The sequence below is a fragment of the Streptomyces canus genome, from assembly GCF_041435015.1.
GTDB lineage: Bacteria > Actinomycetota > Actinomycetes > Streptomycetales > Streptomycetaceae > Streptomyces > Streptomyces canus_G.
In genome coordinates this window covers 7,594,136-7,613,230 of sequence record NZ_CP107989.1, presented here as the reverse complement: position 1 = coordinate 7,613,230, position 19,095 = coordinate 7,594,136, and the positions used below count along the sequence as shown (strand labels likewise).

14 protein-coding genes are annotated in these 19,095 nt (G+C 70.3%); 8 read left to right on the top strand and 6 right to left on the bottom strand.

What is annotated here, in order from left to right; all coding sequences use genetic code 11:
• Positions 1–10: 10 nt before the first annotated feature.
• Complete coding sequence (gene rpsA, locus OG841_RS34750) at positions 11–1,522, bottom strand: 30S ribosomal protein S1 (RefSeq protein WP_328637774.1); 1,512 nt, start codon at positions 1,520–1,522, stop codon at positions 11–13.
• A gap of 223 nt (positions 1,523–1,745) precedes the next feature.
• Between rpsA and OG841_RS34745 the strand changes: the two genes are divergently transcribed.
• Both OG841_RS34745 and hrpB read left to right on the top strand, forming a co-directional pair.
• A complete protein-coding gene (locus OG841_RS34745) occupies positions 1,746–2,729 on the top strand; it encodes a class I SAM-dependent methyltransferase (protein ID WP_328637775.1) in 984 nt (327 codons plus the stop codon).
• Positions 2,730–2,760: 31 nt separating this feature from the next.
• Positions 2,761–5,235, top strand: coding sequence for an ATP-dependent helicase HrpB (hrpB, locus tag OG841_RS34740; RefSeq protein WP_328637776.1), 2,475 nt, complete (start codon positions 2,761–2,763; stop codon positions 5,233–5,235).
• Here hrpB and OG841_RS34735 read toward each other — a convergent pair.
• From OG841_RS34735 to OG841_RS34725, 3 genes are all read right to left on the bottom strand, one after another.
• Positions 5,225–6,211, bottom strand: coding sequence for a DUF3068 domain-containing protein (locus OG841_RS34735; protein ID WP_328637777.1), 987 nt, complete (start codon positions 6,209–6,211; stop codon positions 5,225–5,227). The two genes, hrpB and OG841_RS34735, sit on opposite strands and share 11 nt — an antisense overlap.
• Positions 6,212–6,226: 15 nt before the next feature.
• Positions 6,227–6,361: an SPW_0924 family protein gene (locus OG841_RS34730; RefSeq protein WP_106409822.1), complete on the bottom strand. Its 135-nt coding sequence runs from the start codon at positions 6,359–6,361 to the stop codon at positions 6,227–6,229.
• A gap of 144 nt (positions 6,362–6,505) precedes the next feature.
• Positions 6,506–8,239, bottom strand: coding sequence for a lytic transglycosylase domain-containing protein (locus OG841_RS34725; protein ID WP_365118462.1), 1,734 nt, complete (start codon positions 8,237–8,239; stop codon positions 6,506–6,508).
• Between the two features lie 308 nt (positions 8,240–8,547).
• Here OG841_RS34725 and OG841_RS34720 point away from each other — a divergent pair, with 308 nt between their 5' ends.
• Positions 8,548–9,393, top strand: coding sequence for a DUF4184 family protein (locus OG841_RS34720; RefSeq protein ID WP_328637779.1), 846 nt, complete (start codon positions 8,548–8,550; stop codon positions 9,391–9,393).
• Here OG841_RS34720 and OG841_RS34715 read toward each other — a convergent pair.
• Together OG841_RS34715 and polA are read right to left on the bottom strand one after the other, a co-directional pair.
• Entirely contained in the window at positions 9,326–9,766 is a 441-nt protein-coding gene (locus OG841_RS34715; protein WP_328637780.1) for a hypothetical protein, read from the bottom strand. The genes OG841_RS34720 and OG841_RS34715 overlap by 68 nt on opposite strands.
• A gap of 208 nt (positions 9,767–9,974) precedes the next feature.
• Positions 9,975–12,704 carry a DNA polymerase I gene (polA, locus tag OG841_RS34710; RefSeq protein WP_328637781.1) on the bottom strand — a complete coding sequence of 910 codons (2,730 nt, stop codon included), beginning with the start codon at positions 12,702–12,704 and terminating at the stop codon, positions 9,975–9,977.
• A 168-nt stretch (positions 12,705–12,872) separates the two neighbouring features.
• Between polA and OG841_RS34705 the strand changes: the two genes are divergently transcribed.
• The 5 genes from OG841_RS34705 to OG841_RS34685 all read left to right on the top strand — a co-directional run bounded on the left by OG841_RS34705 (position 12,873) and on the right by OG841_RS34685 (position 19,095).
• Entirely contained in the window at positions 12,873–15,152 is a 2,280-nt protein-coding gene (locus tag OG841_RS34705; protein WP_371568072.1) for an FdhF/YdeP family oxidoreductase, read from the top strand.
• A gap of 53 nt (positions 15,153–15,205) precedes the next feature.
• Positions 15,206–15,667 carry a PaaI family thioesterase gene (locus OG841_RS34700; protein WP_069763116.1) on the top strand — a complete coding sequence of 154 codons (462 nt, stop codon included), beginning with the start codon at positions 15,206–15,208 and terminating at the stop codon, positions 15,665–15,667.
• Positions 15,668–15,890: 223 nt separating this feature from the next.
• The gene (locus OG841_RS34695; RefSeq protein WP_328637783.1) at positions 15,891–16,577 is read left to right on the top strand and encodes a hypothetical protein; all 687 of its coding nucleotides are present in this window, start codon (positions 15,891–15,893) and stop codon (positions 16,575–16,577) included.
• 227 nt (positions 16,578–16,804) lie between these two features.
• The gene (locus OG841_RS34690) at positions 16,805–18,031 is read left to right on the top strand and encodes a branched-chain amino acid ABC transporter substrate-binding protein (protein ID WP_328637784.1); all 1,227 of its coding nucleotides are present in this window, start codon (positions 16,805–16,807) and stop codon (positions 18,029–18,031) included.
• A 134-nt stretch (positions 18,032–18,165) separates the two neighbouring features.
• Positions 18,166–19,095, top strand: coding sequence for a branched-chain amino acid ABC transporter permease (locus OG841_RS34685; RefSeq protein ID WP_057618429.1), 930 nt, complete (start codon positions 18,166–18,168; stop codon positions 19,093–19,095).

Genomic DNA, 19,095 nt, shown 5'->3' with positions numbered 1-19,095 from the left:
TCAGTGGGCGTCAGCTCTGCCCACCCGCCAGCTTCTCGCGCAGCGCGGCAAGCGCCTCGTCCGAAGCCAGCGCGCCGGAGGTGTCCGCACCCTCGGAGGAGTACGAACCGCCACCGCCACCGCCACCACCGGCGGCCGGAGCCGCACCCGCGGTGTCCCCGCCCTCGGCGGCAGCAGCCGCGTCGGCCTCGCGGGACTTGATGACCTGCTGCTGGTGCTGCTCGAAGCGGGTCTGCGCCTCGGCGTACTGGTTCTCCCACACCTCACGCTGGGATTCGAAGCCCTCGAGCCAGTCGTTGGTCTCGGGGTCGAAGCCCTCGGGGTAGATGTAGTTGCCCTGGTCGTCGTAGGACGCGGCCATGCCGTACAGGGTCGGGTCGAACTCGACCGAGGCCGGGTCCGAACCGAACGCCTCGTTGGCCTGCTTCAGCGAGAGGCTGATGCGACGGCGCTCGAGGTCGATGTCGATGACCTTGACGAAGATCTCGTCGTTGACCTGGACGACCTGCTCCGGGATCTCCACGTGGCGCTCGGCCAGCTCGGAGATGTGGACCAGACCCTCGATGCCCTCGTCCACGCGGACGAACGCACCGAACGGAACCAGCTTCGTGACCTTGCCGGGCACGACCTGGCCGATCTGGTGGGTCCGGGCGAACTGCTGCCACGGGTCTTCCTGGGTCGCCTTCAGCGACAGGGAGACACGCTCGCGGTCCATGTCGACGTCGAGAACCTCGACGGTGACTTCCTGGCCGACCTCGACAACCTCGGACGGGTGGTCGATGTGCTTCCAGGAGAGCTCGGAGACGTGGACCAGTCCGTCGACGCCACCCAGGTCCACGAAGGCACCGAAGTTGACGATCGAGGAGACCACACCGGAGCGGACCTGACCCTTCTGGAGGGTCGTGAGGAACGTCTGGCGAACCTCGGACTGGGTCTGCTCGAGCCAGGCACGGCGGGACAGGACCACGTTGTTGCGGTTCTTGTCCAGCTCGATGATCTTGGCCTCGAGCTCCTTGCCCACGTAAGGCTGGAGGTCGCGCACGCGGCGCATCTCGACGAGGGACGCCGGCAGGAAGCCACGGAGGCCGATGTCGAGGATGAGACCACCCTTGACGACCTCGATGACGGTACCGGTGACGATGCCGTCTTCTTCCTTGATCTTCTCGATGGTGCCCCAGGCACGCTCGTACTGGGCGCGCTTCTTCGAGAGGATCAGGCGGCCTTCCTTGTCCTCCTTCTGGAGAACAAGGGCCTCGATCTCATCGCCCACGGCGACGACCTCGTTGGGGTCGACGTCGTGCTTGATGGAGAGCTCGCGGCTCGGGATAACGCCTTCGGTCTTGTAACCGATGTCGAGCAGGACCTCGTCCCGGTCGACCTTCACGATGACGCCGTCGACGATGTCGCCGTCGTTGAAGTACTTGATCGTCTCGTCGATCGCGGCGAGGAAGGCTTCCTCGTTACCGATGTCGTTGACCGCTACCTGCGGAGTGGTAGAGGTGGTCTCGGTGCTGCTCGTCATGTGGGAAAGGGCTCCGGTACGGACAGTGAGTCGTAGGTACTGCTTACGCCGGGAGCCTGTTTCGCTCTGAAGAAGCCGGACAGCCAAGGAAGCGCCACACAATCACTGGTGGCGCCTCGACAACCGAGGGGACATACAACAGATGCGAGCGCAGCCTGCTACGTCTGAGGAGCGCAGGCCCGCAGCGCAACTTGTAGCATACGGGGGCAGCCGGACAGGGTCAATGCGCGAAGGCGCACACCCGGGGCGGATCGCCGCATACCCGGCAGAAAACCAGTCTCACGAGGCCACGCGGACCCGCCGTCGTCCCCTTCGTGACGTCGTCACGAAGGTCGGACGGAAGAGCCCGCAGACTAATACGAGGGAGCCGATCATCCAAGAGCCCGCATCACACCAGCAGGAGACCGGTCCGGACGCGGAGTCGCAGGCCACCCGGCGTGACGCGGACGTCACCGAGAGCTCCCGGGCCAACCGGGGCTGGTGGGACCGCAACGCGGACGAGTACCAGGTCGAACACGGCACGTTCCTCGGCGACGACCGCTTCGTGTGGGGCCCCGAGGGCCTCGACGAGGTGGAGGCCGAGCTGCTGGGCCCGCCCGAGGACCTCAAGGGCCGGGACGTCCTGGAGATCGGCGCCGGCGCCGCCCAGTGCGCGCGCTGGCTGGCGGCGCAGGGAGCCCGCCCGGTCGCCCTCGACATCTCCCACCGCCAGCTCCAGCACGCCCTGCGCATCGGTACGTCCTTCCCCCTGGTGTGCGCCGACGCGGGCGCGCTGCCCTTCGCGGACGCCTCGTTCGACCTGGCGTGCTCGGCGTACGGCGCTCTGCCGTTCGTCGCCGACCCGGTACTGGTCCTCAAGGAGGTGCGGCGCGTCCTGCGCCCGGGCGGCCGCTTCGTCTTCTCTGTCACCCACCCCATCCGCTGGGCATTCCCCGACGAGCCCGGCCCCGAGGGGCTCTCCGTCTCCGCCTCCTACTTCGACCGCACGCCCTACGTCGAACAGGACGAGGAGGGCCGCGCGGTGTACGTCGAGCACCACCGCACGATCGGCGACCGGGTGCGTGACGTGGTCGCCGGCGGCTTCCGCCTGGTCGACCTGGTCGAGCCGGAGTGGCCGGTCTGGAACACCTCGGAGTGGGGCGGCTGGTCTCCCCTGCGCGGGAATCTGATCCCCGGGAGCGCGATCTTCGTGTGCGAGCGCGACTGAGGCGTTCCGTCAGTCGTACGACACTGGGGGCGTGATCCGTTACGACGCCCTGGACTCCCTTCCCGTACGCGGTGCCCTGCCCGCGCTGCGCGACGCCCTGGAAGGCCACGGAACGGCCGTCCTCGTCGCCCCGCCGGGCACGGGCAAGACGACCCTCGTGCCGCCGGCCCTCGCCGGCCTGCTGGACTCGGACGCACCCGCGCGGAAGGTCGTCGTCGCCGAGCCCCGCCGGATCGCCGCCCGCGCGGCGGCCCGGCGGATGGCGTGGCTGCTGGGGGAGAAGGTCGGCGGGAGCGTCGGCTACAGCGTGCGCGGTGAGCGGGTGGTGGGACGGCACGCGCGCCTGGAGGTCGTCACGACAGGGGTGCTGCTTCAGCGGCTCCAGCGCGACCAGGAGCTGGCGGGCGTCGACGTCGTGGTGCTCGACGAGTGCCACGAACGGCACCTGGACGCGGACACGACGGCGGCCTTCCTGTGGGACGTACGGCAGGCCCTGCGGCCGGAGCTGCGGCTGGTGGCCGCGTCCGCGACGACCGACGCGCAGGGGTGGGCCCGGTTGCTGGGGGACGCGCCCGTGATCGAGGCGGAGGGTGTCCCGCATCCGGTGGAGGTCGTGTGGGCGCCGCCGGCCCGTCCGGTACGGCCGCCGCACGGCATGCGCGTCGATCCCGCACTGCTCGCGCACGTGGCGTCGGTGGTACGGCGGGCGCTGTCCGAGCGGCAGGGGGACGTGCTGTGCTTCCTGCCGGGCGTGGGCGAGATCGCGCGCGTGGCCGGGCAGTTGGGCGGTCTCGGTGACGTGGAGGTGCTCCAGGTGCACGGCCGGGCTCCGGCGGCCGTGCAGGACGCGGTGCTGGCGGGCGGGGAGCGGCGGCGGGTGGTCCTGGCGACCTCCGTGGCCGAGTCGTCCCTGACCGTGCCCGGCGTGCGGGTGGTCATCGACTCGGGGCTCGCCCGGGAGCCGCGCGTCGACCACGCGCGCGGGCTGAGCGCACTCGCGACGGTACGGGCCTCGCAGGCGGCCGGGCGCCAGCGGGCGGGCCGCGCCGGACGTGAGGCGCCGGGTGCGGTGTACCGGTGCTGGGCGGAGGCCGAGGACGCGCGTCTGCCGCGCTTCCCGTCGCCGGAGATCAAGGTGGCCGACCTGACGGCGTTCGCGTTGCAGGTGGCCTGCTGGGGCGATCCGGACGCGTCCGGGCTGGCTCTTCTGGACCCGCCGCCGGGCGGCGCGATGGCGGCCGCCCGGGGCGTGCTGACCGCCGTGGGGGCGGTGGACGCCGACGGACGGGCGACCGCGCGGGGTGTGCGCCTGGCTCGTCTGGGCCTGCATCCCCGGCTGGGGCGGGCGCTGCTGGACACCTCGGGTGCCGGCGCCGAGACGGTCGCGCTGCTGTCGGAGGAGCCGCCGCGGGAGTACGGCGACGACCTGGCGGCCGCCGTGCGGACCGCGCGGCGGGGCGGTGACGCCTATGCGGGACGGTGGCGCACAGAGCTGCGGCGGCTGCGGTCCGCCTCGGCGGAGTTCACCGAGCCGGCTGCCGGGAACGACGGTCTCGTCGCCGCGCTCGCCTTTCCCGAACGGGTCGCCAGAGCGGATTCGGGCTCCTATCTCATGGCCTCCGGCACTCGCGCCGAACTCTCCGACGGCTCCCCGCTGCGGGGCTCGCCCTGGCTCGCCGTCGCCGTGGCGGACCGGCCCGTCGGAAAGGGGCACGCGCGCGTGCAGCTCGCCGCGGTGATCGACGAGGACACGGCCCGGTCGGCGGCCGCGTCCCTGTACTCCGAGCGCGAGGAGGTGCACTGGGCCGACGGGGACGTCGTGGCACGGCGGGTGGAGCGGCTCGGCGCGATCGAGCTCGCGGCACGGCCGTTGAGAGACGCCGACGCCGTCCTCGTACGCGAGGCACTCCTCGAAGGACTCCGCCAGGAAGGGCTACGGCTGCTGCGGTGGACGCCCGACGCCGGGGTACTGCGGCAGCGGCTGGCGTTCCTGCGCCACCACCTCGGCGACCCGTGGCCCGAGGTGTCCGAGGATGCGCTCCACGCGCGCGTGGACGAGTGGCTGGAGCCCGAGCTGAGCCGTGCCCGGCGACGGGCCGACCTGGCGCGCATCGACGCCGGACAGGCACTGCAAAGGCTCCTCCCCTGGGCCTCCGGTGAGGCCACACGGCTGGAGGAGCTGGCGCCCGAGCGGATCGCCGTACCGAGTGGATCCAGGATCCGGATCGACTACGGCAGCCCCGAACAGCCCGTCCTCGCGGTGAAGTTGCAGGAGATGTTCGGGCTGCAGGAGTCGCCCCGGATCGCCGGCGTGCCCCTCCTCGTCCATCTCCTCTCCCCCGCGGGCCGCCCCGCGGCCGTCACCGCCGATCTCGCGTCCTTCTGGAAGGACGGCTACACGGGCGTCCGGGCGGAGTTGCGCGGCCGGTATCCGAAGCATCCGTGGCCCGAGGACCCGGCGGGCTCCGAGCCGACGCGGCACACCAAGGCACGGCTCAGGCCGTGACCGGTTCGGGTTCCTCGACCTTCGTGGCGGCCGGGCGGCGGCTGCGGGCTTCCAGCCACAGCGACAGCGCCAGCAGGAGGAGGCCCAGGCTCAGGAAGCCCCACGGCAGGTACGAGGTCATGAGGAGGACGAGGGTGCGGTTCGACTTGACCAGGTCGACCGTGTGCCTGATGTAGTCCTCGCGCATCTTCACGTCGCCGGCGAAGACGGTCACCTTGTCGCGGCCGCCCAGGAGGGTGCCGCCGCGCAGTTCCTCCGTGTGGAGCTCCTCGCCGTAGACGGGGGCGCCGGTGAGGGGTTCGACCCAGAACTTGCGGACCGTGGTGTACCAGCGGGTGGTGCCGGTCTTGGCGAGGGACTCGCGGGTGATGCCCTGGACCGGCATGGTCTTCGGGAAGGGCACCTTGGTCCAGGGGATGGTCTGCTCGAAGTAGTAGACGTCGACGCCGCGGAAGGTCCGGGTGCCCTTGTAGTGGATGGGGGCCGAGGTGCGCGCCTGGGCGTCGAAGTACACGTAGTCCCGTTTCTCCGTCAGGAAGGGGAACTTGAACTCGATGCCCTCACGCTTGACCGGGTCGCCGTCGACCATCTCGCCGGTGGCGTGGACGGGTTCCTGGGTGTGGGCGTCGAAGATGTAGCGCTCGGGGATCCGGGAGACCATCTTGCCGTCGGGGCCGACCACGTAGGACAGGCCGTCCCAGACGACGACGTCCTTCCCTGCCGTCTTCTCGATCTCCTCCGAGGCCTCCACGTTGCCCTTGAGGGTCTGCACGATGGTGACCTTGGGGACCTTCTTCGCCTTCATTCCGTCGTTGTAGTCGATGAGGGTCGCGTCCTTGGCCTCCAGGACCATGTCCTGGTACTGGTTCGCGGGGATCTTGGCCAGGCGCGGGAAGGCGTACCAGCGCAGCAGCGGGGACAGCGCCGCGAAGAACACGGCGAGGGCGAGCAGGACCAGACTGGTCTTGCGGCGCATCTCGGCCTCCCGGGGTCACGGGTGTGCGGGCACTGTGGTCAGCAGCGGTTTCGGGGACGTCCCGCCGGTCGGCGTGCCGAGTGCGGTGATGGTGAGGACCAGCGCGAACGCGAGGGCCAGACCGGTCGCGGCGGCGATCAGGGCGCGCATATCCACCTCCCGGCACGGGAACTGATACATCGTCAGGTCCGGCACCGTAGCAACGGGCGGGCGAGATGAGAACAGCTCGCGCACGGACGAAGGGCGCCCGGTCCGCCGTAGCGGAGAGGACGCCCTTCGAAGTGGCTCCGGTGGCTACGAACTCGCGCTGGGGCTGGGCGAGGGGCTCGCGGAGGTCTCAGCGGCCGCCACGGTCAGCGTCACGTCGAGCGTCGCGCCGCCCGCGGTGGTGACGCGGAGCACGAAGGTGCCGGTGGTGTCGTCGGAGTAGAGCTGCGGCAGCTTCAGCAGGCCGTCGGCGTCCGTGGTGAGGCCCGTCAGGGTGCGGACGGTCTTGCCGTCGGCGTCCTTGAAGTAGGGGCCCTTGTCGTTCTCGGTCGCCTCGTCCGCCGACTTGATCAGGGTGGCGGTGGCGGCGACCTTGTCGGCGACGGCGTCCTTGTAGCTGGCCTTGACCTGGACCGCGTCGGCGAACTGACCGCCCGGGGTGCAGGTCAGCGCGGTGTCGCTGGTGCGCACGAGAGTGTCGGCGACGCGCTGGGTGACGGTGGCCGTGTAGTCCGGGCCGGTGACCGTGCGGCCGATGAGGGTGGCGCGGACCGTGAAGGCGCCGGTGGTCTCGCCCGCCTGGAGCGCGGGCGCGGTGGCCACGCCGGAACTGTTGGTCAGCGCGGTGGCGACCTTCTCGCCGCCGGTGAAGGCGGCGTCGGTGTCGCCGACGATCGTGAAACGGATCCGGACCTTGGCGACACCCTTGCCGGCGGCGTTCTCGGCCTTGGTGCTGATCTGCTCGGTGAACGCGTCGCCCGCGATGGCGGTGAGCTTCGCGGTGCCCGAGTCCTCCAGGTGGTCCACGGACTGGGTGGGCGTGACCGGAGGGGCCGGGGGCGGAGTGGTGGGGGTCCCCGACGGGGGCGGGGTGGTCGACGGCGGGGTCGGGCTCGGCGAGCCGGGCCTGCTCGGCTTCGACGGGTGCGGCGCGCTCGGAGTCGAGGGCGACGACGGCGAGGTGGCCGAGCCGCCGCCGGTTCCGCCGTCGCTGCGGTTGCCCGGGACGGTGCCGGTGCCGTCGGGGATCTCGTGGGTGCCCTTGCGGTAGTACTCCAGCCACGAAAGGACCGTGTTGACGTAGTGCCGCGAGGGGTTGTAGCTGAGGATCGCGCTGTCCAGGTCACCGCTGTCCGAGAGGTCCCAGCCATTGCGGCACAGGTAGTGACCGGTGGCGAGAGCGGCGTCGTAGACGTTGTTCGGGTCCTTCACCCCGTCGCCGTTGCCGTCACGGCCGGCCCACGCCCAGGTGGACGGGATGAACTGCATGGGCCCGACGGCCGAGTCGTAGGCGGTGTCGCCGTCGTAGGCACCGTTGTCGGTGTCCTTGATGAGTTCGAAGCCGTTGCCGTCGAGCTGCGGGCCGAGGATCTTGGAGGTGGTGGTGCCGTCCGCGTCGACCCGGCCGCCGCGGGCCTGGCCCGACTCGACCTGGCCGATGGCGGCGAGCAGCTGCCAGGGCAGATTGCAGCCGGGCTTGGCCCCCTGGAGTTCGGCCGCGGCCTTCTTGTAGGCATCGAGGACGGTCGCGGGTATGCCCGCCTCGGACTCGACCGGAGAGACGGTGGAGGTGCCGTCGGTCGGCGCGGGGCTCGGGGTGTTCAGCGGCGGCAGGTCCGTGTAGTACGGCGAGTTGCCGGTCGCGCCGCTGTCACCGGCGGTCGCGTCGGGAGAGGGCTGGGCGTCGGCGGCGGTGGATCTGCCGTGGTCGTCGACCGTGGCCCCCGGGGCCTGGGAGGCGGACAGTGCCGCGACCGCGGCCGCGGCCACGGCGGTGGTCACCGCTCCCTTGCGCAGCCTCCTGCCGAATTGCGCCGCCATAAAGTGAACCCCTCCCGTGGACGCCCGAGCGCCCTTCTCCGTCTGTCGCTCTCGTCCCGTTGAGACAGTCGAACCGTCCTTGAGGTTGCCCCTGTGACGCGCGGTAATTCCTGAGTCGCACGTTCGCCCGAGCTTCCCAGCGCGGTGACCCGTGTGACCCTACGACAACTTCCTTTTCGCGGACACCGGTTCGTGCCCGATATTCACCGGTTGGCCATGTTCGATCGGTGCGGACCCGCGTCGCCCATACTGGACGGCACCGATCACCCGGGCCGCCGCCCGGCCAACACCCGTCACGAGGAGCCCCGTTGCCGTTCACCCTGAGCCATGCGGCGGCGGTACTGCCCGCGGTGCGCACCGACGGAACGGGCCGGGGCCGACTGCTTCCGGCCGTCCTCGTGGCCGGATCCTTCGCACCCGACATGACCTATTACGCGGCAAGTGTCGTGCCCGGGGCGATGGAGTTCGGCACCGTCACGCACTCCTTCCCGGGCGTCTTCACGATCGACGTGCTCGTCGCCTGGGCACTGGTGGGTCTGTGGCTACTGCTGCGAGAACCGCTCGTGGCCCTGCTGCCACGAGGGCGACAGGGCAGGGTGGCGACGCTGCTGCGCTGCGGGGCGCCACGCGCGCGCGTGACTGCGGCACTGGCCGTGCGCTGGTACGCCTCCGCCGCCGTAGGAGCGCTGAGCCATGTCGTGTGGGACGCGTTCACGCATCACGACCGGTGGGGGGTGCGGCTGTTCCCCGTCCTGGGCCGCGAGGTGGCCGGCTCCCCTCTGTACTGGTATCTCCAGTACGGCGGTTCGGCACTGGCCGCGGTGGTGATCACCGTGTTCTGCGTGCACGCGCTGCGCCGGGCACCCGTGGCGGCCGAGCCGTCCGGTGTCCCCGTTCTGTCGGTGCGGGACAGGTGGTGGGCCGTGGCCGTGATCGGCGGGTGCATGACGGTGGGCGCGTTGCAGCGGGCCTCGCGGTGGTGGGCGTACTGGGGCTCCACCGCGAAGCCCTGGGAACTGATTCCGGCCCTCTGCTTCGGCGCGGGCGCCGGCCTGGTGCTCGGGATACTGCTGTACGCCGCGGGGGTCAGGCTGTGGCGCCCGGCCCCGGTGTCCGGTGCCGAGGAAGAGGCCGGACTCCCGCTCGCTCGCTGACGGTGTCCGCCGTCGCCATGAACACCGTCATCGTGGGCATCGGACGGGACCGGGGCAGCAGGGTGAGGGCAAGGGCCAGATAACTGAGCGCCAGCTCGGCCCACAGCCGATGGCCGGACGGCTCTTCCTCCACGTCGTCCACGGCGCACCGGTCGCGGCGGGCGACGCGGTGCCGTAGCTCTGTGGCGGCATGGCGCAGGGTGCTGGTGAAGCGGGCCGGGACTCGGCGCAGGAGTGTCGCCAGGTCGAAGGGAATGCGGGCGGTGCTTGCGGCGGCCGCATGGGCCGGAACGGGACGCTGCGCGGAGAACGGTGCCTGGTCGGCGTACGCCTGTGCGGAAGCCGTCCGGCGGTGGAGCATGCGTATACCCATGAGCGCATCCTGGCCGGGGGTGCGGTCGGGGGCGTTGTTGTGGCGTCCACGCGAGTGACAGCCGCGTACACGGGGCCTGAGGCGGGCGCCTACGGGGGTGCCGGGCGGGTACAGGCCGGTGGGGGCCTCAGGGGCGCGGGGAACTGCGCGACCAGCCCCCACGCACCCGCACCCACTCGACGGACCTGACCCGGCACCCCGCCGGAGGCTAGTGCGCTGCGGACTCCCAGTCCGCCCCATCCCCCACCGACACCCCCAACGGCACACGCAGATCCACGGCATCGGACATCTCCCGCCGCACAATCTCCTCCGCGGCCTCCCGCTCCCCCGGTGCGATCTCCAGCACGATTTCGTCGTGGACCTGGAGCAGCATGCGGGACGCGAGGCCGGCCTCCCTCAGCGCACCGTCCACCTTGAGCATCGCGATCTTGACGATGTCCGCCGCGGTCCCCTGGATCGGCGCGTTCAGAGCCATCCGCTCGGCCGCCTCACGGCGCTGACGGTTGTCGCTGTTGAGGTCGGGCAGATACCGCCGACGCCCGAAGAGCGTCGCCGTGTACCCCGTCGCCCGGGCCTCGTCGACCGCCCGCCGCAGATAGTCCCGCACCCCACCGAACCGCTCGAAGTACGCGTCCATGAGGGCCCGCGCCTCCCCCGCCTCGATGTTCAGCTGCTGCGAGAGCCCGAACGCGGACAACCCGTACGCCAGCCCGTACGACATCGCCTTGATCTTCCGCCGCATCTCCGCGTCGACCCCACCGGGCTCCACGGCGAACACCTGCGAGGCGGCGGTCGTGTGCAGGTCCTCCCCCGACGTGAACGCCTCGATGAGCCCCTCGTCCTCGGAGAGGTGGGCCATCACCCGCAGCTCGATCTGGCTGTAGTCCGCGGTCATGAGGGACTCGAAGCCGTCCCCCACCACGAACCCGCGCCGGATCGCCCGCCCCTCGTCCGTGCGGACCGGAATGTTCTGGAGGTTGGGATCCGTCGACGACAGACGGCCCGTGGCCGCGACCGTCTGGTTGAACGTCGTATGGATACGCCCGTCCGCGGCGATCGTCTTGATCAGCCCCTCGACGGTCACCCGGAGCTTGGCCTGCTCACGGTGCCGGAGCATGATCACCGGCAGTTCGTTGTCCGTCTGGTTCGCCAGCCAGGCGAGGGCATCGGCGTCCGTCGTGTACCCGGTCTTCGTCTTCTTCGTCTTGGGCAGGCCCAGCTCGCCGAAGAGGACTTCCTGGAGCTGCTTGGGCGAGCCGAGGTTGAACTCGTGCCCGGCCGCCGCGTGCGCCTCCTTCACGGCCTGCTGGACCGCGCCCGCGAACATCTGCTCCATGGCCTCGAGGTGGGCCCGGTCGGCCGCGATGCCGTGCCGCTCCATGCGAGCCAGCAAAGCGGAGGTGGGCAGCTCCATGTCCCGCAGCAGATCCGCGGACCCGACCTCCTCCAGGCGGCTTTCGAAGGCCGTGCCCAGATCGAGGACGGCCCGGGCCTGGACCATCAGCGCCTCGGCCTCGGCACCGTCGTCCGCGCCGAAGGCGAGCTGTCCGTCGGCCGTCGCCGCGGGGGCCAGCTCCCGGCCCAGGTACTCCAGCGACAGCGCGTCCAGGTCGAAGGACCGGCGCCCCGGCTTGACCAGGTACGCGGCGAGCGCGGTGTCCATGCCGACGCCGGCGACGCTCCAGTCGTGCTCGGCGAAGACCCGCATGGCGCCCTTGGCGTTGTGCAGGACCTTGGGCCGGTCGGCGTCGGCGAGCCAGGCGACCCACGCCCTCTCGTCGGCCTCGTCCAGCTGGGACGGGTCGAACCAGGCGGCCGCACCGCCGGACGCGGCGAGCGCGACCTCGGCGACCGAACCGGTGCCGAGGGCCCAGGTGTCGACCGTGGCCAGGCCGAGAGCCTGCTGCGCGCCGTGCTCGGCGAGCCAGCCCGCCAGCTCGCCGGTGCCGAGCACCGTGCCGTCCAGCTCCACGCCGGGCGCGACGACCGGGGTGCCCTCGGCCTCCTCGGCGCCCGGGTCGACGGCCAGGAGCCGCTCCCGCAGGGAGGGGTTCCTGATCTCCAGGGTGTCGAGGATCATCGCGAGGGTCTTGCGGTCGTACGGAGCGCGCTCCAGGTCGGTGACCGCCTTCGGCAGCTCCACCGTGCGCACCATCTCGGTGAGGCGGCGGTTGAGCTTGACGGCCTCCAGGTGGTCGCGGAGGTTCTGCCCGGCCTTGCCCTTGACCTCCTCGACGCGCTCGACCAGCTCAGCGAACGAACCGAACTGGTTGATCCACTTCGCCGCGGTCTTCTCGCCGACGCCGGGAATACCGGGGAGGTTGTCGGACGGGTCACCGCGCAGGGCCGCGAAGTCGGGGTACTGGGCGGGCGTCAGGCCGTACTTCTCGAAGACCTTCTCCGGAGTGAACCGGGTCAGCTCCGAGACGCCCTTCGTCGGGTAGAGCACGGTGGTGTGGTCGGTGACCAGCTGGAAGGAGTCGCGGTCGCCGGTGACGATCAGCACGTCGAAGCCCTCGGCCTCGGCCTGCGTGGCGAGCGTGGCGATGACGTCGTCGGCCTCGAAGCCGTCGATCGCGAAGCGCGAGACGTGCATCGCGTCGAGGAGCTCGCCGATCAGCTCGACCTGGCCCTTGAACTCGTCGGGGGTCTTGGAGCGATTGGCCTTGTACTCCGTGAACTCCTCGGAGCGCCAGGTCTTGCGGGACACGTCGAAGGCCACCGCGAAGTGGGTGGGGGCCTCGTCGCGCAGGGTGTTGGCCAGCATCGACGCGAAGCCGTAGATCGCGTTCGTCGGCTGGCCGGTCGCGGTGGTGAAGTTCTCCGCGGGCAGCGCGAAGAACGCGCGATAGGCCAGCGAGTGCCCGTCCATGAGCATCAGACGCGGGCGGCTGCCGCCGGGGCTGTTGTCGGTCTTCTTCGCTGCTGTCTCTGCCACGCCCCCGATCCTGCCACGCCCCACTGACAGTCGGACCCGCCCGCCGCCGACGGCACAGAACGGACAAGCTCTGCCACCGCTTCCCGCAGGCCCGGCAAACGCCGTCGTCACCGGCGCGTGCGAGGATCGGAGACCTACCTCACATGTGTGTGCGAAGGAGAGAGTCCGATGGCCACGAAGCCGCCCAAGGGTGATCCGGTTCAGGACGCTCCACAGGTCACCGAACCGAAGCACGCGGCGGCCGGCCTCCCGGCCATCGGCCACACCCTGCGGATCGCTCAGCAGCAGATGGGCGTGAAGCGCACCGCGCTGACCCTGCTGCGGGTCAACCAGAAGGACGGCTTCGACTGCCCGGGCTGCGCCTGGCCCGAGCCCGACCACCGGCACGCGGCGGAGTTCTGCGAGAACGGCGCGAAGGCGGTCGCCGAGGAAGCCACCCTGCGCCGGATCACCCCGGAGTTCTTCGCCGCGCACCCCGTCGCCGACCTCGCGACCAGGAGCGGCTACTGGCTGGGCCAGCAGGGGCGGCTCACCCACCCCATGTACGTCCCCGAGGGCGGCACCCACTACGAACCGGTGACCTGGGAGCGTGCCTTCGACATCATCGCCGAGGAGATCGCCGCCCTCGACTCCCCCGACGAGTCCGTCTTCTACACCTCCGGCCGCACCAGCAACGAGGCCGCGTTCCTCTACCAGCTCTTCGCCCGCGAACTCGGCACGAACAACCTGCCCGACTGCTCCAACATGTGTCACGAGTCGTCCGGTTCGGCACTCAGCGAGACCATCGGCATCGGCAAGGGCAGTGTCCTGCTCGACGACCTCTACCAGGCCGACCTGATCATCGTCGCCGGGCAGAACCCGGGGACCAACCACCCCCGCATGCTCTCCGCCCTGGAGAAGGCCAAGTCGAACGGCGCGAAGATCATCAGCGTCAACCCGCTGCCCGAGGCCGGCCTGGAGAAGTTCAAGAACCCGCAGACCCCCCAGGGCATGCTCAAGGGCGCCGCGCTCACCGATCTGTTCCTGCAGATCCGCATCGGCGGCGACCAGGCCCTCTTCCGTCTCCTCAACAAACTGATCCTGGAGACGCAAGGGGCCGTCGACGAGGCCTTCGTCCGCGAACACACCCACGGCTACGAGGAGTTCGCCGAGGCCGCCCGCGCCGCCGACTGGGACGACACGCTCACCGCGACCGGCCTGTCCCGCAAGGAGATCGAGGAAGCCCTCTCCATGGTCCTCGCGTCCGAGCGGACCATCGTCTGCTGGGCCATGGGCCTCACCCAGCACAAGCACTCCGTGCCGACCATCCGCGAGGTCGTCAACTTCCTCCTCCTGCGCGGCAACATCGGCCGCCGGGGCGCCGGCGTCTGCCCGGTCCGCGGCCACTCCAACGTCCAGGGCGACCGCACCATGGGCATCTTCGAGCGCCCCGCGCCCGCCTTCCTGGACGCCCTGGAGAAGGAGTTCGGCTTCGCCCCGCCGCGCGAGCACGGCTTCGACGTCGTCCGCGCCATCCGCGCCCTGCGCGACGGCGAGGCCAAGGTCTTCTTCGCCATGGGCGGCAACTTCGTCTCCGCCTCCCCCGACACCGACGTCACCGAGGCCGCCATGCGGCGCGCCCGGCTGACCGTGCACGTGTCGACCAAGCTCAACCGGTCGCACGCGGTCACGGGCGCGCGTGCCCTGATCCTGCCCACGCTCGGCCGCACCGAGCGCGACCTCCAGGGCGGTGGCGAGCAGTTCGTGACCGTCGAGGACTCCATGGGCATGGTGCACGCCTCCCACGGCCGCCTGGAACCCGCGAGCCGGCAACTGCTGTCCGAGCCCGCCATCGTGTGCCGGCTGGCACGCCGCGTGCTCGGCGAGAAGAGCCGGGTGCCGTGGGAGGAGTTCGAGAAGGACTACGCCACGATCCGCGACCGCATCGCGCGAGTGATCCCCGGCTTCGAGGACTTCAACGCGCGCGTGGCCCGCCCCGGCGGCTTCACCCTGCCGCACGCCCCGCGCGACGAGCGCCGCTTCCCCACCGCCACCGGCAAGGCCAACTTCACCGCCGCGCCCGTCGAGTACCCCGAACTGCCCGAGGGACGGCTGCTGCTGCAGACGCTGCGCTCGCACGACCAGTACAACACCACGATCTACGGCCTCGACGACCGCTACCGGGGCATCAAGAACGGCCGCCGGGTCGTCCTGGTCAACCCCGAGGACGCCGACCGGCTCCGGATCGCCGACGGCTCGTACGTCGACCTCGTCAGCGAGTGGAAGGACGGCGTGGAGCGGCGGGCACCCGGGTTCCGGGTCGTGCACTACCCGACCGCCCGGGGCTGCGCGGCCGCCTACTACCCCGAGACCAACGTCCTGGTGCCGCTGGACGCCACCGCCGACACCAGCAACACCCCGGCCAGCAAGTCCGTCGTCGTACGTCTGGAACAATCGGCCACCGACTGAGCGTTTGCTCAGCGCAGGCAGTCGTAGCGACCAGGACGAACGGAGCCCGCCCCATGGGTGAGCAGCAGCACGCCACGTTTCCCCAAGAGGTCATCGACGAGTACGCGGCGCTCGGCGTCGACCTCGTCGCCATGTTCTCGGCCGGCCACCTGGGCACCCGCATGGGCGTGCAGATCGTCGAGGCCTCCGCGGAACGGGTCGTCGGCACCATGCCCGTCGAGGGCAACACGCAGCCGTACGGGCTGCTGCACGGAGGCGCCTCGGCCGTCCTCGCCGAGACCCTGGGCTCCGTCGGCTCCATGCTGCACGCCGGGAGCTCGAAGATCGCGGTGGGCGTGGACCTGAACTGCACACACCACCGGGGAGCCCGCTCCGGGCTGGTCACCGGAGTCGCCACACCGGTGCACCGGGGGCGGTCCACCGCGACGTACGAGATCGTGATCAGCGACGAGGAAGGTCGACGCGTCTGCACCGCCCGGCTCACCTGCCTCCTGCGGGACGCCCCCGGCCGCTAGAGCCTCCGGCGGATCAGGCCGACTTCAAGCAACGGTGCCTGATCGGTTCAGGTGAGCGGGGTCATGGGCGTCCCCCCGCTCGAGCGGGGCCGAGAGCGGGGAGAGGGACGGCAACGGGGCAGATCCGCGTGCCAGACCCCGCGACGTCGGCATGATCCGCGGGACAGGCCCTGAGGCGCACACCGACTGGGCACGAGCCCCCCGGCACCCCTACCGTTCTCCCATGACCGGTATCGGCCCCGTCGAGCCCGTCAACTCACCGGAGACGGGGGAGAATCACGACGTCATCGGCGCCGACGAGGCACGTCTGACGGACCGTTGGGCGTCGCGGTGGGAGACGTTGTCGCCCAGGGCCCGCAGAACAGCTGCGACAACGGCCGCGTTCACCCTGCTCGCGGCCGGAGTCCTCCTCCCCCGCATCCTGGCCGACGAGCACCGCGCCGAGGTCCCGGACGTCCCCGTCCCCTGGCCCGCCAACGTCACCGCATGGCGGTACCTCGGACCCGCCGGACTCCCCGAAATCTCCGGCGCCCATCCCACCAGCGGCCGCTTCCGCTTCGCCGTCGACGTCCACAGCGGACCCCCCGTCACCCTCCGGGTCACCGGCGCCGCCTTCACCGGCCTCACCGCCCACGCCCTGCCCGAGGCCTTCACCGTGCACGCCGGCACGACCCGCCGGGTCACCGTGGAGATATCGGTTTCCGACTGTTCGGGTCTGCCGCTGAATGCCGACCTACCATTTCTTGACGTGACGCTCCGTAACACGCGCGCAATACAGCACCACAGTTTCATCTTCGGCCGGGCCTACTCCCACGACCTTTTCGCGCTCCTTCGAGGCGCCTGCGCCACGACCACGCCGTCACAGGCCGGACGGCCAAGCGGAAGTGCAGGTTCTCAAAATGCGGACTGAGGGGAAATTCCGCCAAACCGGCTGAGAGTCCCCTCCGCGGAAGCGCACCATCCACCCCGTCATAACAAGAAAGTCACAAGCCAGCGCACAGCGATGCCCCTGCCTGCAAACCGGGCTTAGAGTCACGGCCAGTCACCGCTCCATCGGGAGTTCGGTACCAGCGCGGCACAAGGCCGCACCCACGAGGGCGCGTGTGCCTGCGGAAAGGACTGATTGTGCGACGTTCCATGGTGATACTGACCTCCGTCTTCGCGACTGGAGCTCTGACGCTCACCGCCTGCGGCTCCCGAGACGACAAGGGCGGCGACAGCGAAGGCGGAGGTGGCACCACCCTGACGATCGGCGTGGACGCCCCGCTCTCCGGCGAGAACTCCACCACGGGTCTCGGCATCCAGTACGGCGCCCAGATCGCCGTCGACGACGCCAACAAGGCCAAGCTCGTCCCCGGCGTCACCTTCAAACTGAAGGCCTACGACGACAAGGCGCAGCCCGCCACCGGCCAGTCCAACGCCACCACGATCACTGGTGACAAGACCGCCGTCGGCGCCGTCGGCCCGCTGAACTCCGGCGTCGCCCAGACGATGCAGCAGGTGTTCGCCTCGGCCAACATGGTCCAGATCTCCCCCTCGAACACCAACCCCGAGCTGACCCAGGGCAAGAACTGGCAGACGGACAAGAAGCGGCCGTACAAGACGTACTTCCGCACCGCCACCACCGACGAGCTCCAGGGCAGCTTCGCCGCGGACTACGCGTACAACGGCCTCAAGAAGAAGAAGGTCTTCGTCGTCGACGACAAGCAGACCTACGGCGCCGGCCTCGCGAAGATCTTCAACGAGCAGTTCAAGAAGCTCGGCGGCAGCGTCGTCGGCACCGACCACGTCAACACCGGCGACAAGGACTTCGGTTCCCTCGTCACCAAGGTCAAGAACTCCGGCGCCGACCTGCTCTACTACGGCGGCCAGTACGACGAGTCCTCCCTGATCACCAAGCAGCTCAAGGGCGGCGGAGTCAAGGTCCCGCTCTTCGGCGGCGACGGCATGTTCGCCTCCACCTACATCGAGACCGCGGGCACCGCGTCCGAGGGCGACCTCGCCACCGCCGTCGGCGTCCCCGCCGACACCCTGCCCGCCGCCAAGACGTTCATCGAGACGTACAAGTCCAAGGGCTACAAGGGTGACTACGGCGCCTACGGCGCGTACTCCTACGACGCCACCACCGCCATCATCAAGGCCGTGAAGGCCGCCGTCGACGCCAACAGCGGCAAGGTCCCCAGCGACATCAACGCCCTGCGCTCCTCCGTCGTCGACGCCGTCCAGAAGTCCGACTTCGAAGGCATCTCCGGCAAGGTCGCCTTCGACCAGTACGGCGACACCACCAACAAGCAGCTGACCGTCTACCAGGTCACCAAGGGTGCGTGGAAGGCTGTGAAGACCGGCACCGCCGACCTCGGCTAGTCCAGGGCCCAGCAGCACACAGCAACACCACCACGGGCCGCGCGGGAGGGGACCCCGACCGCGCGGCCCTTGCCACACCCCACCCCAGCACGCGATATGTGCACACGACCACCAGCGACAATGGAGGCCACGCGGTGAACACCCTGCCGCAGCAGCTGGCCAACGGGCTGCTTCTGGGCTCGATGTACGGGCTGATCGCCATCGGCTACACGATGGTGTACGGCATCGTCCAGCTCATCAACTTCGCGCACGGCGAGATCTTCATGACCGGGGCCTTCGGCGCCTTCACGGTCTACTTCTACCTCTTGCCCGACGGCACCTCTATGGCCCTCGCCGTCCCCCTGATGCTGATAGGCGGCGGTATCGTCGCCATCCTCATCGCCGTCGGAGCGGAACGGTTCGCCTACCGGCCCCTGCGCGGAGCCCCACGGCTCGCACCGCTCATCACCGCGATCGGTCTCTCCCTGGCCCTCCAGGAAGTCGTCCGCAACTTCTACCCCCGCGCCGACCGCGCCGTCGCCTTCCCCGGCCTCGACGGCACCCACGACATAGGCTCCGTCACCATCAAGGACGCCGACATCTTCCTCGTGGTCGCCGCCATCGTCTGCATGTCCGCCCTCGCCTTCTTCGTCCGCAAGTCCCGCACCGGCCGCGCCATGCAGGCCACCGCCCAGGACCCGGACACCGCACAGCTCATGGGCATCGACACCAACCGCATCATCGTGATCGCCTTCGCCATCGGCGGGTTCTTCGCCGCCGTCGCCGCCGTCGCCTACGGCCTCAAGTACGGCAGCATCGACTACCGCATGGGCTTCCTGATGGGCCTCAAGGCCTTCACCGCAGCCGTCCTCGGCGGCATCGGCAACATCTACGGCGCCATGCTCGGCGGCCTCGTCCTCGGCGTCGCCGAGACCCTCGCCTCCGCCTACATCGACGACATCCCCGGCATGCACCTCTTCGGCGGCGGCTCCTGGAAGGACGTCTGGGCCTTCTGCCTGCTCATCATCGTCCTCCTCGTCAGGCCACAAGGCCTGCTCGGCGAACGCGTAGCGGACAGGGCGTGA